A 16,003-nucleotide genomic window follows, 5' to 3' on the forward strand; every position below is an offset into this window, starting at 1 on the left:
AAGATGCTATGATTAATACTTTTATTTTTACAAGAACACAAAAAAAGGATTTACGATGTCAAAATTTTGTCAATTAACAGGTAAAGGTCCTATGGTAGGAAATAATGTTAGCCACGCTAACAATAAAACAAAAAGAAGATTTTTACCTAATTTACGCACTATTCGCATTGATTTAGGCGATGGCACAACTAAAAAAATTAGAGTTGCAGCTTCAACATTACGCACACTAAAAAAAAGAAGAGCTAACTAATTTTTATAAAGAATTTTTATGAGCTTTTTTAAAAAGCTAGGCAAATTGCTCGGTTGGGCTGAAAGTGGAAAACCTGAAGTTGATATAAATACCGAGTTTTACGAACAATTAAAACCTTTTCGTCTCCCATTAATAGCAGTTGTTGTAATGATGCTATTTGGGGCGATTGGTTATATGCTTACTAGTAATTTTTCATTACTTGATGGGATTTATCAAGCAGGTATGACTTTTACAACTTTAGGTTATACTGAAGTAGCTACAATCACTCCTGCTGGTAGATTTTTTACGATTTGCTATGTATTATTAGGCTTTGTTACTTTTACTTTTTCAATAGGTATTGTGATTGAAGTTCTAAAAAAAGGCGAATTAACAAGAATTATTAAGGAAAAACGAATGCTATACAAAATAGCAAGATTAAAAAATCATTATGTTATATGTTATCACAACGAATTTACCCAAGAATTAGCAAAACAATTTAAACAAACATATACACCTTTTGTAGTAGTAGATGATATACCAGATTTTGAAAAAATTGCTGAAGCAAATAAATATCCATTCTATATTAAATGCCCGCCACATAGTGATTTGGCATTTTTAAAAACACATTTATCAAGTGCGAAAGGAATTATTTCTCTTAGCCCAAATTCTGCTGATAATATAGCAATAATTGCTAGTGCTAGACTATATGAAAAAGATATAAAAAGAATTAGTCCTTATTCTATAATAACGATTTCAAATTCCGAACACGACGCAGCAAGACTTAAAAAGCTAGGGGCAAATACGGTTGTATTAGCTACGAAATTAGCAGCTCAAAGACTTAGCGTTGTAAGTGTAAGACCTGAAATGGAAAATCTATTAGAGCAATATTTATACACAAGAGACCAAAGTATTGATATTGAAGAAGTTAAAGTTCCTGATGAAAGTTGGGTTAGATTTAGAAGATTAAAAGATGTAGCTTTTAGACAATTAGCAAATGTTAGCGTAATCGGAATAAAAGATGCAAATAATAATTTTTTACCTATGCCAAAAGGTGATGCAATGATTGGAACGGGGACTAAATTATTGTTAATAGGAACTCCAGAAAGTATTAAAGAAGTTAAAAAAATTATTAAAAATAAGCAAACTCCTGAAAGTTTAAAATAAAATATAAATGTTATCTGTTTGTAATTTATTTTAGTTACCATATTAATACACATTACTAAAAATTAAGGAGAAGTTATGTTACACGAACATAGAGAGTTAATCACGAATTTAAAAGGTAAAGACGCACATTTTGATAAGCTTTTTGAAGCTCATAATGATTTAGACCATAAGATAAAAGATGCTGAAGAAGGTAGAATTCATTTAGATGATTTAGAAATAGCTAGAATGAAAAAGGAAAAATTAAAATTAAAAGATGATTTAAATAATTATTTAAATTCTATTAAAAATAAAGCTTGATGGGGGGGGTATTTATGTTTTTTAACAAAGATAACACCCTCCAAAATGAATTGCAGGAAAAACTAAATAGAGCAATAGCAGAAAAAGAAAAGTTAGAAGCTGAAATTGCGAAATTAAAAAATGAAATTACTGCAAAGGCAAATAACGAAGAAGAAGATAAAATCAAATTCTCACTATTTGACATTATGGTAAAAGGTATGAAAGAAAGCGTTTCTTTTGTTCAAAAAGATATTGAGGGTGATTTATCAAGAGCTCAAGAAATAGAAACTCTTTCAGCAGATTGTGTAGATATGATAGTAAATCTTAAAAAAGTATCTGAAAGTATCATAACATCACTTGAAAAAATCACTGAATCATCAAGTAAATCTCGTGATACTGCACAAAATCTCCATAGAAGCGTTGATGAAATTACAAATGTAATTAATTTAATCAAAGATGTATCAGACCAAACCAATTTGCTAGCTTTAAATGCAGCTATTGAAGCAGCTCGTGCTGGTGAGCATGGTCGTGGTTTTGCTGTGGTTGCTGATGAAGTTAGAAAACTAGCAGAAAAAACCCAAAAAGCAACAGCTGAAGTAGAAATGAATATCAATTTATTAAAACAAAACGCTAATGAAATGTTTACGCAAAGCGAATCGGTAGAGCAAATATCACAAGATTCAAACGCACATATCGGAACATTTTCGGAACAATTTGATAGATTATCGCATATATCTAAAGATATTAAATTTAATGCGAGTGCTATCAAATACGAAGTATTTACATCTTTAGTAAAACTTGACCATATCTTATTTAAAGCAAATGGATATGCAAACGCACTAAGTGAAAATCCAACAAAATTAAGCGACCATTTTAGTTGCCGTCTTGGTAAATGGTATCAAAATGAAGGTAAAGAAATGTTCGGACATCTTCCTTTATATTCTAAAATTGATACTCCGCATAAAAATGTTCATGAAAGCATTAATCAAGCACTTGGATATATTGCAAGCAAGCAGTCTAATAGCAAAGAAATTGTTGAACTTTATAAAGAAGCAGAAAAATCAAGTCTTGAATTATTTATGATTTTTAGACATTTATTAGGCGAATTTATTAAAAAATAATTCACTAATCTTATTAGGGTTTTAGCCCTAATAAGCTTGTATATTTACAAAATTTATACTTAATCTAATACTAAAATCAACTTTTATTTTTATTTAACAACCCTTTAAAATACCAATATAAAGCTAAAAATAACTTTTATAGTTATATCTACTCCTAGAAATTATCGGCAAAATATCTTAGTTTAAAATATACATTTTGACATAATTAGCAGAATTTAAAAATTAATTACATAAAAAAATATCCAACCAACAAACTCAAAAATATATTAATTGAAAATATTTTAAAGCAATAAAATCTTTATTAGTTATATCAAATAAAAAAGAAAATAATTGTGATAGTAAAAATAAATTCTAATTCGTAATAACAATTACGAATTAGAATTCTTCATTAGAATTTATAGCTAAAGCCCAAGCTACCTTTTAATTCTTTATCAGAATTTGTGTAAAGATTGCTTCCTAAATTGATATTAAAACTAGCATTAGGGTTGATTTTATAATCTACACCAAAATTTAAATTCACACTTGTATCGCCCTTTTTACCTTCAATGATATTTTCTTTAACTTCATCTATTAACAACATATCAGGCTTTTTAGTTAGTTCTTTGCTAAGTGCAACAGATAAAAATCCATCAAGGCTATCTAGCATAGAAACTCCACCTTCTAATTTAGCTGATAAAGTATGCTTTAATTGGCTATCCCCACTTATACTAAGACCATTTGTGCTAATTGCAGTCGGCTTATAAGAAGTCAAATCATATCTTAAACTTGGCTCAAAATAATATTTATCCCCAAATCTAACCCCACTTTCAAAACTAGCTGTATAAACATTGTGATTTTTATCAGCTTTAATTCCTAATTTATCTGCCTCATAAGAGCTTGATATATTGTGGTAAAAAGCATTAGCACCTATAAACACTCCATTATTAAACACATTCATAGCATATAAACCAATGCCTTTTGAATCGCTATTAGCATCTACATTTCCTTTAGTTTCAGCCGTTCCAAAACTAGCAGCTACACCTAAAGTTAAATTAGAATTGCTAAGTTCATTTGTCTTATCAGCACCAACATTAAAATTCTTATAACGAATTGAACTATATTCATATTTGTTATATCCCATTTGATTATCTAGCCAAAATCCATTACCTACTTTTTGATTTTTTACCAATCTTAATCTATTGTTTAATGTATTGTTTTTAGTATTTGCTATGTAATCAGGGCTTGTTAGAATGAAATTAGCCGTCCCAACAGCGTCTTTATCAAAATCTATTAAATCAAACATATCACCTAAAACAACTTCTAAACTAGAAGTATTAACATTATTGCTATTAGCACCATTTGCTATATTGCCTAAATCTTGACCCGAAATAACACTATCAACATTACTCTCATCTATTAAATCATCGCCTTTGATACCAATGCTCCAAATAGCATTTCCTTTAGCATTAGGATTAAAATGCGTAAATCTATCGGCTAATTCATAATTTGCCACTTTTGTTTGATAAGTTACTTTAAAAAAGTCCTTGCTAATTCCTGATTGAGAATTTGCATCACTTCTTTGTGAATTAGTAGTGTTATTAACTATTGCTATAGGGATAAAACCTTCTTTATCTTTTAGCATAGTAAGGTTTGTATTCGCAAGTTGTATTGTATTGTTAGCACCACTTATAGCTTCTCTTACTATTATAGCTCCACTATAAATATCGTGGAATGAAGTATCAATTCCACCACCATAAATATAAAACTTAGAATTATTAGCTACTAAAGTATTTACTGCTACTTGACCTTTTATATGAGTATTTGTTGTATCTAGCTTATCAACCCTTACGCCGCCATTTAATTCTGATTGTTTTGTAGTGTAAGTTCCGCTATCTTTTTGTATATTAGCGTCATATACATTACTTGAGCTATCATCTTTGCCTAAAAGCTTAGAATTAATAGTAGAGTTTGCAATATTTACTAAATTAGAATTGATATTTGATGAGTTGATAGTAGAGTTTGTAATGCGTGCGGAATTTGATTTGATATTTTCTGCTGTAACATTTAAATCTTTTATATTTAAATCCTTAGTAATATCAACTTGATTTGCCGTAATTACATTACCTTTTTCCATAGATTTACTTGTATCAAGGCTAAAGATTGCATCAGTAGCACTAACTTTACCACTGAACTGATTTCCTTGATTAGCATATAAAGTTTTACCTACATTTAAATCTTTTTCAAATGTTGTATTATCTACGCTTACATCATTTGTAGTAGTTGTTATTCCACCAAATTTACCCCCACTACCTTTAATATCACTCAATTCAACATCGTTTGTATAAACAACTTTATTACTGATTAAGTCCCCATTACCTGTGATTTTTGATGAAATCGTCCCATCAACTATCTCAATAATACCTTCATTTTTAATATCGCCTGTGATTTGAGATTTGCCATTAAGTGCTAGGTAAGTAGTATCATCAAGTAATGTTAAATTATTTGCCGAACTTCCCTCATCAAGAGTAATTTTTGCATTATTTTTTAAAGTCAAATCATTAAAATAACTAGCTTTAATATCTGACTTACAATTTGTATTATCCTTGCAATCAATTGTAGTAGCTCCATTAAATTTTGTATTAAGTGCATTAAGATTGCTTACTACAACTTCGCCATCAAAAATAGATTTACTCGTATTAATAGTGTTAGCATTAACTTTTGAATCTTTAGAGAATGTAGTGTCTAAAACTGCTTCAATTGTATTGGCATTAACTATAGAATTAAATGTAGAATTATTAGACTTTAAAGTATCTTTTACATTAACTTCTTTATTAAATACTGATTTTTCTGAAGTTATATTATTTGCCGATACAAAACCATTAAAAGTTGAGCCGCCATTTGCAATTATGCTATCAGTTGCAGTGGTTGTGCCGTTAAATACTGAACCGCTATTTGCCGTGATAAAATCTGATTTTATATCTTTTTCAAATGTAGCTTTATCATTTGCTGTTAGTTTGTGTGCTGTAAATGTATCGCTTATGGTTGCATTTGTAACGCTTAATTCATTAAACTTACTATTATTAAGACTTGAAGTGCAGTCAGTATTTTTACAATTAATATCCACTAAACCTTGAAAATTAGTACTATTAGCCGTTAATTTCTCTACATTTACTTTAGATGTAGCACTAAAAACACTATTAGCATCAGTAGTTAAACTAGAAGTATTTACTAAAGCTTTAAAGGTTGAGCCTGTAGAGTTTATAGAATTACTTGCATTTACACTACCGCTAAAAATTGAATTAGTAGAAGTGATTGTATTTGCTGTAACATTTGCAAAGCTTGAATTATTTTTAGCTGTTAGAGTAGCTGTATCAATTGCATTAGCAAATGTTGAACTATCAGCTGTAATTGAATTATTCTTAACTATGCTTCCATTAAATGTAGAACCTACTGCATTAATATCTGTTGCATTGACTATGCTTGTAGTATCAAATATAGAATTTGAATTAGCATTTAATGTAGCTGTATTTACTATAGCTTTAAATGTTGTATCACTTGAAGTGATTGAATTACTTGCTGTTATGTTGTTATTGAATATAGAATTTTTAGAACTTTCTAAATCTTTTGTATTTACCAACCCATCAAATGTAGCACCATTTGAAGTAATTTTATTAGTTGCATTTACATTTCCTACAAATTTTGAACCACTATTAGCAGTTATGCTATCGGTTGCAGTGGTTGTGCCATTAAACACTGAATTAGTAGAAGTGATAGTATTTGCTGTAACATTTGCAAAGCTTGAATTATTTTTAGCTGTTAGAGTAGCTGTATCAATTGCATTAGCAAAAATTGAACTATCAGCTGTAATTGAATTATTCTTAACTATGCTTCCATTAAATGTAGAACCTACTGCATTAATATCTGTTGCATTGACTATGCTTGTAGTATCAAATATAGAGCCTTTTTGAGCGTCTAAGAATGCAGTTTTTACTTCTTTTTCAAATGTAGCACCATTTGAAGTAATTTTGTTAGTTGCATTTACATTTCCTACAAATTTTGAGCCACTATTAGCAGTTATACTATCAGTTGCAGTGGTTGTGCCGTTAAACACTGAATTAGTAGAAGTGATTGTATTTGCACTTACATTTTTTGCGAATGTTGTATCACTTGAAGTGATTGAATTACTTGCTGTTATAGTGTTATTAAATATAGAATTTTTAGAACTTTCTAAATCTTTTGCTTCCACTACTCCATCAAATGTAGCACCGCTTGAAGTAATTTTATTAGTTGCTGTAGTAGTTCCTACAAATTTTGAGCCACTATTAGCAGTTATGCTATCGGTTGCAGTGGTTGTGCCGTTAAATACTGAACCACTATTTGCAGTAATTGTATTTGCACTTACATTTTTTGCGAATGTTGTATCACTTGAAGTAATTGAATTACTTGCTGTTATAGTGTTATTAAATATAGAATTTTTAGAACTTTCTAAATCTTTTGCTGTAACTTCTCCATTAAATATAGCACCACTTGAAGTAATTTTGTTAGTTGCATTTACATTCCCTACAAATTTTGAGCCACTATTAGCAGTTATGCTGTCATTAGCCTTTGTATTCCCATTAAATATAGAACCATTTTCAGCAATAATAGTGCCTGAAGTTATACTGCCGTTTAAATTCGCACCATTTGTTGCCTTTAACTCATTAGTTACATTAATATCTGCACCTATTGTAGAAGTTCCTATTTCTGCATTAGTTGCTGTAAGTTTGTTTGTATTATCTATTTTAGAATTTTTTATATCCAATTTTGTTTTTGCATTAATATTTGCATTATTTGAAGTTGTAATATTATTAAGAGTAACATTTTGAGCTATTATATTGTTATCTTTATTTAATCCGCTATTTTCAATATTTACTTTATCTAAAGTAACATTTGCAAGATTGGTAGCTCCCGTTGCCCCACCTATACTAACATCTTTGAATATTCCACCAATAATTGTTAAAGAACCATTTTTATCGCTTTTACTATTAGCATTTATAGATTGATTAGTAAGATTTGTATCGGTAATTATAACATTTGCACCATCTTTTATAACAATCTTATGTGAAGTTGGAGTGGAAGTCGTTTTTGATAAATCCATATTATTAATATTAATTTTATTATCCAAAACTATATTACCACTAACATCTATTTTGCTAGTATTATCTAATAATAAATTACTAAATATAACAGTTGTTCCCTCTATATTAACTTTTGATATATTACCTTGCAAATTACTAGAAGAATCTCCTATAGTAATACCACTACCCTCAGATTTTAATGTAACATTTGAACCATTCGTGCTATTATTTGTAACTTTTTTTATAGTAGAACCACCTTGCCAATTATGAAAAGTAGAAGTTTCATCTATTTTTAATTCACCAACAATAGCATTGCGAAAAGTATTTGTAAAACTAGATTTATTAGATAACTCAAAAACATCAATATCCATTATTCCATTTTTTCTAATAATTGAATTATCTAATGATAAATTACCTATTTTAATCGCTTGTGTCCCATCAACAACATCTATTGTAGAATTATTTTTTAAAATCATATTATTTACTTTAAAAGAGTTGCTGTTAGCTGAACTTAAATTAAATTTTAACTTATCTCCTATAATAGTATCTACATCAGTTTTACTATTTGCACTGCTGCTTTTAAAAGTACTATTAACTAAATCAACTTTTCCAGTAGAAGTTAGACTTCCAGTAATATCAAGAGTTGCTCCATTACCAATAATATCTTGAGTTGTATTGTATGGAGTTTTAACTTCTATAGTTTTACCATCAATATTACAAGGGTTCTTGTCGTTACATACAGTGTTTAATTCTTCAGCGTGTAAATACCCCCCCCCCGCTGATTGCTAAACAAGTTAATAAAGATAAACTTAGTTTATTTCTCATAATTATTCCTTGAATTAAAATCTTTTAATATTATCAAAATTTAACTTTAAATCTATGAAAATAATAAAAATTTGTAAATATTTGTTAATTAGTAATTTCTTTTTAAGTTTAGTTTTAGAATTTAAAATATAATCTTTAAATTCCAATTATTTATATTAGCATTTAAAAGGAGCTAGATTGAAAGAGTATTTAACAAAATTTATTGATAACAATTATAAAGAATTTCATAAAAAATTAGTTTTTAGCAAATATGAAATTTTAGGAGTTCGCTCAAATATATTAAAAGACTACGCAAAAAAACTTCAAAAAGAAAATACCTTTGATGAATTTTTTAATAAGTTTTTAAAAGATGAGAAATTTTATGAATATCTACAAATAATTGCCTATGGGATTAATTATGAAAAAGACTTCTCAAAAGCACTAAAATACACTAAGCTTTATTTAGATTTCGTTGATAATTGGGCTAATTGTGATACTTTAGCACCTAAAAGCTTTAAAAATCAAGATATAAAAGCTTTTGCAAATGAATTAATTTGCGAAAACCACATATACAAAATTCGTTTTGGGATAATTTGTTATATGAAATTTATCGCTTATAAAGATGGGTTAAAAGCTATATTTAATATAAAAAGTGATGAATATTATATAAATATGGCTAGAGCTTGGTATTTTCAAGTAGTTTTAGCTAAAGAATTTGAATTAGGCATTTCGTTTTTAAGCTCGCACAAATTAGACGCTAAAACACTTAAAATGACTTTACAAAAATGTAAAGATAGTTACCAAATTAGCCAAGAGAATAAAGCAAAACTAATGCAGATTTTAGTCTAATCAAGCCTTAGTTTTGTCTAAAAACTTAGCCACTTCGGTATTAGTTTTTAGCAATTCATCAATGCCTAAATGCTTAATCTCATCAGCCATTTTTAATAAATCTTTATGCTTTTTAATATCTTTATTTATATTATTGTAATCATCTTGCATAGCTAAAGCATATTTTAAAGCATCTTTGCTTAGCCTTGTTGTCCCGCTATCACTTGCAAATGGATTTATGCTTTGTAAAAATCCTATGAATTTCTTTTCTTTTTCATTATACATAGAAAAATCAGGGCTAAAAGCAAGTTCTTTATCAACGCTAATATTTTTTGGCTCGAAACTAAGCTCTATTACGCTAAAGCCATCTGCTTTTATGCTTTTTGCATATTCTAATTCTTCGTTATTTTTATAAATATTTGTGATTTTGTATTTGCTAATATCATTTATATAATCAAAGCTAACCTTGCTGTAACCAAAATCTATGCTAATGCCACTTGGATAATCTTGATTGTTGTGAGTAATTTGAGTAAATAAATCATAATAATGCTTAATAGTATCAGCTAAATCAATATTGCTAAATGTCTTGCCCGAATCTTTCATCACCGAATATACATTCATTTTTTCATTAAATCTAACTATTTCTTTTAGTGTGCTTGAGTGGATTTTAAAATCATCTGGCAATCCTGCAGCCTTGTTAAAATCAGCACCCATAAAGCCATCATTATCTACGCTATAGCCAAACTGAATGCTAGATTTTGCTTTATTTAATTCGTTTTTATAATCAAGCTCATTTTTTATACTATTATTTAAAGTGCTTAGTGAAGTTGGCGTATTATTTGATATAGTTTTTGTCGTAACTTTGGCTAATTCATTTGTAAAAAACTCAGATGATATTTGTTTGCTTTTTTTGATTTTAGTATCATTAAATAATGCAATATTTTCTACTTTCATTAAAACTCCTTTAATTATTTGTTTAATAGCAAATAATATTCCTAAAGTTTAGTTTAATGCTCTCGTTTTAAATTCCAAAAACTGCTTTAACTCATCATCTAAAAATACACTTATGGTATCAAAAACCCTTTTATGATAATCATTTAGCCAATTAATCTCATCTTGATTTAATAATTTTTTATCAATCAAATCAAGCTCAAAAGGATAAAGCGTAACTATATCAAAGCTCAAAAAATCTCCGTATTCACTGCTAAAACAATGCTTACTAATTGCTAAATTCTCAAGTCTAATTCCGTATTTGTTATTATGATACAAACCTGGCTCAATTGATGTTAGCATACCCCTTTTTAATTTAGTATGTTCGCTAATATTAGCATTTAGCGATAAAACTTGTGGACCTTCATGAACATTTAAAAAATACCCTACCCCATGTCCTGTGCCGTGCAAATAATCAAATCCGTATTGCCATAATTCCTTTCTTGCAATGCTGTCTAATAAAGGCATTTTTATATTTTCGGGTGCTATGGTTTTTGATATTGCAATATGTGCTTTTAAAACCAAAGTATAATCTCTAATTTGCTCTAAACTTGCGTTTTTTATCTTAAAAACTCTCGTAATATCAGTAGTGCCGCACTCATATTGAGCCCCACTATCAAGTAATAATAAACCTGATTTATTAAGTAATTTTGAAGTTTTTGCGTTTGCTTTATAGTGAATTATTGCGGCGTTTTCATTAAATGCTGCGATAGTATCAAAAGAATTGCTGATAAAATACTCATTTTCTTGTCTAAATTGTGTTAGAACTTCATCAATTTTTAGCTCATCAACTAAGTCTAAATTAGTATTTTCTAAGTAATAATTAAACTTAGTTAATGCAATGGCATCAATTATATGAGCTTGTTTTATGTGCTTTATTTCTATATCATTTTTACAAGCTTTATGTATGGTGCTAGGCAAGATTTCATTTACTAAATTTGCATTTATTAAGCTAATAATTTTTGCATTTGTATTGGCAAAATCACACAATACATTACCACTTAAACTAGATAAATCCGAATAAAACTCATCGTAATTTTTATAAATTATATTTAAATCTTTTTGAATATTTTTAAGCTTTGTTGGCTCTATATAACAAATCGCATTAGTTTGTGAAATTATCATATAACTTAAAAATACGGGGTTAAATTCCACATCTTTTCCACGATAATTTGTAAGATAAGCTATGTCGCTAAGGCTTGAGATTACGCAATAATCAATGTTTTTATTTTTTAATTCATCTTGGACTTTTTTTATTTTATTAGAACTTAAATCACTTATGAATTTTTCATTTTGTTTATAGATTGGCTCTTGTGGGAGTTGTTTATCGTAAAAATCTTTATAAAAATTATCATAATCTATTATATTAACAAGGTTTTTTAGCTTTTCGTAATTATTTTGAGATATGGTTTTTAAATCAATTAAAGCCTTTTTGGTGCTTAGATTATTTTTAATATAGTCTATATAATCAGGGCTTTTGATTAATCTAATGCTATCTTTTAACTCATTTTCAGCTTGTAAAAAATATCTACCATCAGTAAATAAAATTGCATCATCAAGGCTAATTAAAAGCGAGCCCGCAGAACCGCTAAATCCACTTATAAATTCTCTAAGTTTAAAATATTCAGGAATATACTCACTCAAGTGATAATCAGCCGTTAGTATTAAAGCAAAATCAGCATTATTGATTTTTAAAATATCTCTTATTTTCGTAAGCATTTTATCTCCTTAGTAATATCCTAAACATAAAGTATTTGTGAGTTTGATTTTTTTCTCAAAAGGCTCGGGTGCAAAATAACAACATTTTTCTATATAAATATGAGAATTTAAAGGTATTTTTAACTTTGTAAAAAAATCATTTAAATCAATAAATTTTATTCCTGCAATCTCTACTAATTTTATTACATTTAAAAGATTTGAATTATTATTTGGATTTAAATGTGATGGCGCTAGATTACTCATAGAACAAAAAGCACTAGCTAATACTAATCCACTTAAATTAGAGCATTTAGGGATTAAATTCTCATATTTTTTAGCTATTGTATTTTTATCTAAAAATACAATTCTAGAATTTGGATATTGTGCGTATTTTATATTTTTCCAAAATTTATAAGCATTTTGAGAAATATCAGCTAGGGTAAAAAGTTCTTTGTTTAATATATAGTTTTCTAAAGTTTGATTATTTGGGAGTGTTATTTTATTCATAATATTTTGAGTGCCGAAGCACTCAATTATTATACTAGCTCAATATAAGCTAAAGTAGCCGCATCACCACGGCGAGTTCTTGTTTTAATAATTCTTGTATAGCCACCATTTCTTTCTTTGTAATTTGGAGCTATTTCATTTACTAATTTATTTGTGCATTCTTTGTCTTGTAAAGCTGCAAATACTGCTCTATGAGCGTTAAAATCTCCAACTCTTGCACGAGTTATTAGTTTTTCAATGTATGATCTTAATTCTTTAGCTTTTTCTAAAGTTGTTTCAATCTTACCATTTTTGATAATTGCAATGCTTAAATTCTTTAGTAAAGCTGCACGATGAGTGCTAGTACGACCTAGCTTTCTATATCCATGTCCGTGTCTCATTTATTATCCTTTAATTTCTTTTATTTTTTCAATAAGTTTATCTTTATAAGCATCTACAGAATTTGAACCTATCGGATAGCCTATTTCTTTCATAGCAGTAGTAATTTCATCCACTGATTTTTTACCAACATTTTTTAAATTATTTACATCGCTTTCACTCATTAAAGCTAATTCGCCTATAAATTCAATGCCAGCTTTTTCTAAACCATTATTACTTCTTACGCTTAAACCAAGTTCCTTAACGCTTTTTAATAAAGGAGATAAATCAATTTCTTCAGTTGTTTCTTCCCCTATTAATCTAGGACTTGTAGTTGCAATTTTATTAAATACCATCATTTGTTGATACATAGCATCTAAAGCATTTTTAAACGCATCTTCAGGTGTAATTTGACCATCAGTTGTTATTTCAAATACAATTTTTTCATAATCAGGATTATCTTCGTGTAATACCTTTTCTATTGAATAATTTGCATTTCTAACTGGTGTAAAAAACGCATCAAGAGCTATAAAACTACTATCAGTTTTTTCTCTTAAATCTTCGCTTGCTACATAGCCAATACCTTTTTCAATAATTAATGTGAAGTCTAATTCAGTGTCTTCATTTATAGTAGCAATGTAGTTATCAGGATTTACAACTTCAATTACATTATTAGCTAAATCACTACCTTTAATTTCTCTTGGCCCTTTAAAGCTAAAGCTTACTTCTTCTCTTTTACTATCTTCGTTTTTAATTTTAAAACGCATATTTTTGATATTAATAATAAATAAAGAAATATCTTCTACCATACCTCTTTTGCTATCAAATTCATGACTTACTCCATCAATTTTAATAGCAGTTGCTGCATAGCCAATTGCACTAAGGCGTAAAAGCCTGTGCAGTGGATGTGCTAATGTAATGCCAAAACCAATTTCAAAAGGCCAAGCACTAATGCGTGCTTTATTTTCGCCGATATTTTCAATAGTAAAATCATTTGGCATATGAGCTGTTGTAACTACTTTTCTCATTTGCTACTCCTTATTACTTAGAGTATAGCTCTACTATGAATCTTTCCTCAACAGGAATGACAACTTCTTCTCTCTCAGGTTTTCTTGTGAAAATTCCATATTTTTTATCTTTTTCAACATCAACCCACTCAACAATACCTGTTTGATTTGTAAGTTCAACTGCTCTTACTATTTGAGGATTGTTTTTGCTTTTTTCTACAACTTCAATTTTAGCGCCTGGTAATACTCTATAACTTGGAACATCTACTCTTTTACCATTTACTAAAATATGTCCGTGAGTTACAAGTTGTCTTGCAAAACGGCGAGTTGTAGCAAAACCCATTCTATAAACAACATTATCAAGTCTTTGTTCTAAGAATTGAATTAAAATAGAACCTGTATTTCCATCTTTTCTAGCAGCTTCTTGGAATAATTTTCTAAATTGCTTTTCGCTTACACCATACATAAATTTAGCTTTTTGCTTTTCTCTTAATTGTAAGCCGTATTCGCTAATTTTACCTCTTCTTTGACCATGCTGACCTGGTGCATAAGGTCTTTTATCTAAAGCACTCTTACCAGCTAGTCTTCTTTCACCCTTCATTGCAAGGCTAACGCCTAATCTTCTTTCAATTTTCTCTACTGGTCCAGTATATCTTGCCATACTATTTCTCCTATATTCCTATACTTATATTATACACGACGGCGTTTTGGTGGTCTGCAACCATTATGTGCTAATGGTGTAATATCTTTTAAGAAAGTAACTTTAATACCTTCAACTGCACCAACACTCTTAACAGCAGTTTCTCTACCGCTACCAGGACCTTGAACACGAATACCAACTTCTTTAATTCCGTGTTCTTTAGCTTTATTTAAAGCATCTTCAACCGCTTGTTGAGCAGCAAATGGAGTTGATTTTTTAGAACCTTTAAATCCTAAACCACCTGCACTACTCCATGCAATTGCATTTCCCATTTCATCTGTAACTGTTACCATTGTATTGTTAAAAGTTGCACTAATATATACTACACCTTTAGCAATATTCTTTTTAACTACTTTTTTCTTAACTACTTTTCTCTTAGCCATTATCTATCCTTACGCTTTTGCACCAACGGTTTTTCTCTTACCTTTGCGAGTTCTAGCATTTGTTTTAGTTTTTTGACCACGCACTGGTAAACCTTTTCTATGTCTTAAACCACGATATGAACCTAAATCCATTAAAGCTTTAATGTCCATAGCAACTTGTTTTCTTAAATCACCCTCAACTAAATAATGTTCTTGGATTTCTTTACGAATATTTGCTGCTTCATCTTCGCTTAATTCATATACACGCTTGTTTGGATCTATTCCAACTGCTGCTAAAATTTTGCGTGAAGTAAATAAACCTATACCATAGATATAAGTTAAGCCATATTCAATTCTTTTTTTCTTTGGTAAATCAACACCTGCAATACGAGCCATACCTTATCCTTGTCTTTGTTTGTGTTTTGGATTTTCGCAAATAATACGAACAACGCCTTTTCTCATAACGACTTTACATTTGTCGCACATTTTCTTAACAGATGGTCTTACTTTCATCTTGTCTCCTAAAAAATAATTTGCTTTCCACTTTTTTACAATCTGCATTTTTAGGTATCACGAATTACCAACTAATATTTAAATGGTGGAAAATTCACTCAAATATTACTTCTTCACACAGATAAATTGCAAAAGTGCTAATATTATCAAAACAAAATTAATATAGGTTTAAATATTAAATTTATTTGTCTTTGATAATTCTAAAAATTTCTTAGCAATCTAATCTCAAACTATTATTTAAGAATTAATTTATAGATTTTACTTTTTTAATTCATAAAGTTTTAGATAACTTTTAATGTGGGTGAAATATCCCAATATAAATGAAGTTTCAAAAATACTAGATAAAAATAA

At 28.8% G+C, this 16,003-nt stretch carries 15 protein-coding genes and 1 pseudogene; 6 read left to right on the forward strand and 10 right to left on the reverse strand.

Annotated elements, in window-relative coordinates; genetic code table 11:
• The first annotated feature begins 55 nt into the window (after nucleotides 1-55).
• From rpmB to AVBRAN12642_RS09865, 5 genes and pseudogenes are all read left to right on the forward strand, one after another.
• Complete coding sequence (gene rpmB, locus AVBRAN12642_RS02205; protein WP_214117022.1) at nucleotides 56-250, forward strand: 50S ribosomal protein L28; 195 nt, start codon at nucleotides 56-58, stop codon at nucleotides 248-250.
• An 18-nt stretch (nucleotides 251-268) separates the two neighbouring features.
• Nucleotides 269-1,393, forward strand: coding sequence for a potassium channel family protein (locus tag AVBRAN12642_RS02210; RefSeq protein ID WP_214117036.1), 1,125 nt, complete (start codon nucleotides 269-271; stop codon nucleotides 1,391-1,393).
• Nucleotides 1,394-1,468: 75 nt separating this feature from the next.
• Nucleotides 1,469-1,690, forward strand: coding sequence for a YdcH family protein (locus tag AVBRAN12642_RS02215; protein ID WP_214117038.1), 222 nt, complete (start codon nucleotides 1,469-1,471; stop codon nucleotides 1,688-1,690).
• Nucleotides 1,691-2,085: 395 nt separating this feature from the next.
• A pseudogene (locus tag AVBRAN12642_RS09860) lies at nucleotides 2,086-2,349 on the forward strand (methyl-accepting chemotaxis protein); the annotation flags it as partial.
• 126 nt (nucleotides 2,350-2,475) lie between these two features.
• Nucleotides 2,476-2,790, forward strand: coding sequence for a CZB domain-containing protein (locus AVBRAN12642_RS09865; protein ID WP_239803735.1), 315 nt, complete (start codon nucleotides 2,476-2,478; stop codon nucleotides 2,788-2,790).
• 388 nt (nucleotides 2,791-3,178) lie between these two features.
• Here the strand turns inward: AVBRAN12642_RS09865 and AVBRAN12642_RS02225 are convergent, their stop codons facing one another.
• Complete coding sequence (locus AVBRAN12642_RS02225; RefSeq protein WP_336607892.1) at nucleotides 3,179-8,362, reverse strand: hypothetical protein; 5,184 nt, start codon at nucleotides 8,360-8,362, stop codon at nucleotides 3,179-3,181.
• 526 nt (nucleotides 8,363-8,888) lie between these two features.
• On the opposite strand from AVBRAN12642_RS02225, the gene AVBRAN12642_RS02230 reads away from it, so the two are divergent.
• Entirely contained in the window at nucleotides 8,889-9,539 is a 651-nt protein-coding gene (locus AVBRAN12642_RS02230; RefSeq protein WP_336607893.1) for a DNA alkylation repair protein, read from the forward strand.
• On the opposite strand, the gene AVBRAN12642_RS02235 is transcribed toward AVBRAN12642_RS02230, so the two are convergent.
• The 9 genes from AVBRAN12642_RS02235 to rpmJ are packed head-to-tail and all read right to left on the reverse strand — an operon-like array spanning nucleotide 9,540 to nucleotide 15,652.
• On the reverse strand, nucleotides 9,540-10,472 hold the full coding sequence (locus AVBRAN12642_RS02235) for a Cj0814 family flagellar-dependent secreted protein (protein WP_336607894.1): 933 nt from the start codon (nucleotides 10,470-10,472) through the stop codon (nucleotides 9,540-9,542).
• A 48-nt stretch (nucleotides 10,473-10,520) separates the two neighbouring features.
• On the reverse strand, nucleotides 10,521-12,227 hold the full coding sequence (locus tag AVBRAN12642_RS02240; protein ID WP_214119557.1) for a M24 family metallopeptidase: 1,707 nt from the start codon (nucleotides 12,225-12,227) through the stop codon (nucleotides 10,521-10,523).
• 9 nt (nucleotides 12,228-12,236) lie between these two features.
• Nucleotides 12,237-12,713, reverse strand: coding sequence for a cysteine permease (locus AVBRAN12642_RS02245; RefSeq protein WP_214117762.1), 477 nt, complete (start codon nucleotides 12,711-12,713; stop codon nucleotides 12,237-12,239).
• A 29-nt stretch (nucleotides 12,714-12,742) separates the two neighbouring features.
• Nucleotides 12,743-13,093 (reverse strand): 50S ribosomal protein L17, encoded by a 351-nt coding sequence (gene rplQ, locus AVBRAN12642_RS02250; protein WP_214117763.1) that lies wholly within the window; start codon nucleotides 13,091-13,093, stop codon nucleotides 12,743-12,745.
• A 3-nt stretch (nucleotides 13,094-13,096) separates the two neighbouring features.
• A complete protein-coding gene (locus tag AVBRAN12642_RS02255; protein ID WP_214117764.1) occupies nucleotides 13,097-14,098 on the reverse strand; it encodes a DNA-directed RNA polymerase subunit alpha in 1,002 nt (333 codons plus the stop codon).
• A gap of 13 nt (nucleotides 14,099-14,111) precedes the next feature.
• Nucleotides 14,112-14,738, reverse strand: coding sequence for a 30S ribosomal protein S4 (rpsD, locus tag AVBRAN12642_RS02260; RefSeq protein ID WP_214117765.1), 627 nt, complete (start codon nucleotides 14,736-14,738; stop codon nucleotides 14,112-14,114).
• 29 nt (nucleotides 14,739-14,767) lie between these two features.
• On the reverse strand, nucleotides 14,768-15,160 hold the full coding sequence (rpsK, locus tag AVBRAN12642_RS02265) for a 30S ribosomal protein S11 (RefSeq protein ID WP_214117766.1): 393 nt from the start codon (nucleotides 15,158-15,160) through the stop codon (nucleotides 14,768-14,770).
• Nucleotides 15,161-15,169: 9 nt separating this feature from the next.
• Nucleotides 15,170-15,535 (reverse strand): 30S ribosomal protein S13, encoded by a 366-nt coding sequence (gene rpsM / locus AVBRAN12642_RS02270; RefSeq protein WP_214117767.1) that lies wholly within the window; start codon nucleotides 15,533-15,535, stop codon nucleotides 15,170-15,172.
• Between the two features lie 3 nt (nucleotides 15,536-15,538).
• Nucleotides 15,539-15,652: a 50S ribosomal protein L36 gene (gene rpmJ, locus AVBRAN12642_RS02275; protein WP_214117768.1), complete on the reverse strand. Its 114-nt coding sequence runs from the start codon at nucleotides 15,650-15,652 to the stop codon at nucleotides 15,539-15,541.
• Nucleotides 15,653-16,003: the final 351 nt, after the last annotated feature.

Source organism: Campylobacter sp. RM12642, from assembly GCF_020137635.1.
Taxonomy (GTDB): Bacteria; Campylobacterota; Campylobacteria; order Campylobacterales; family Campylobacteraceae; genus Campylobacter_E.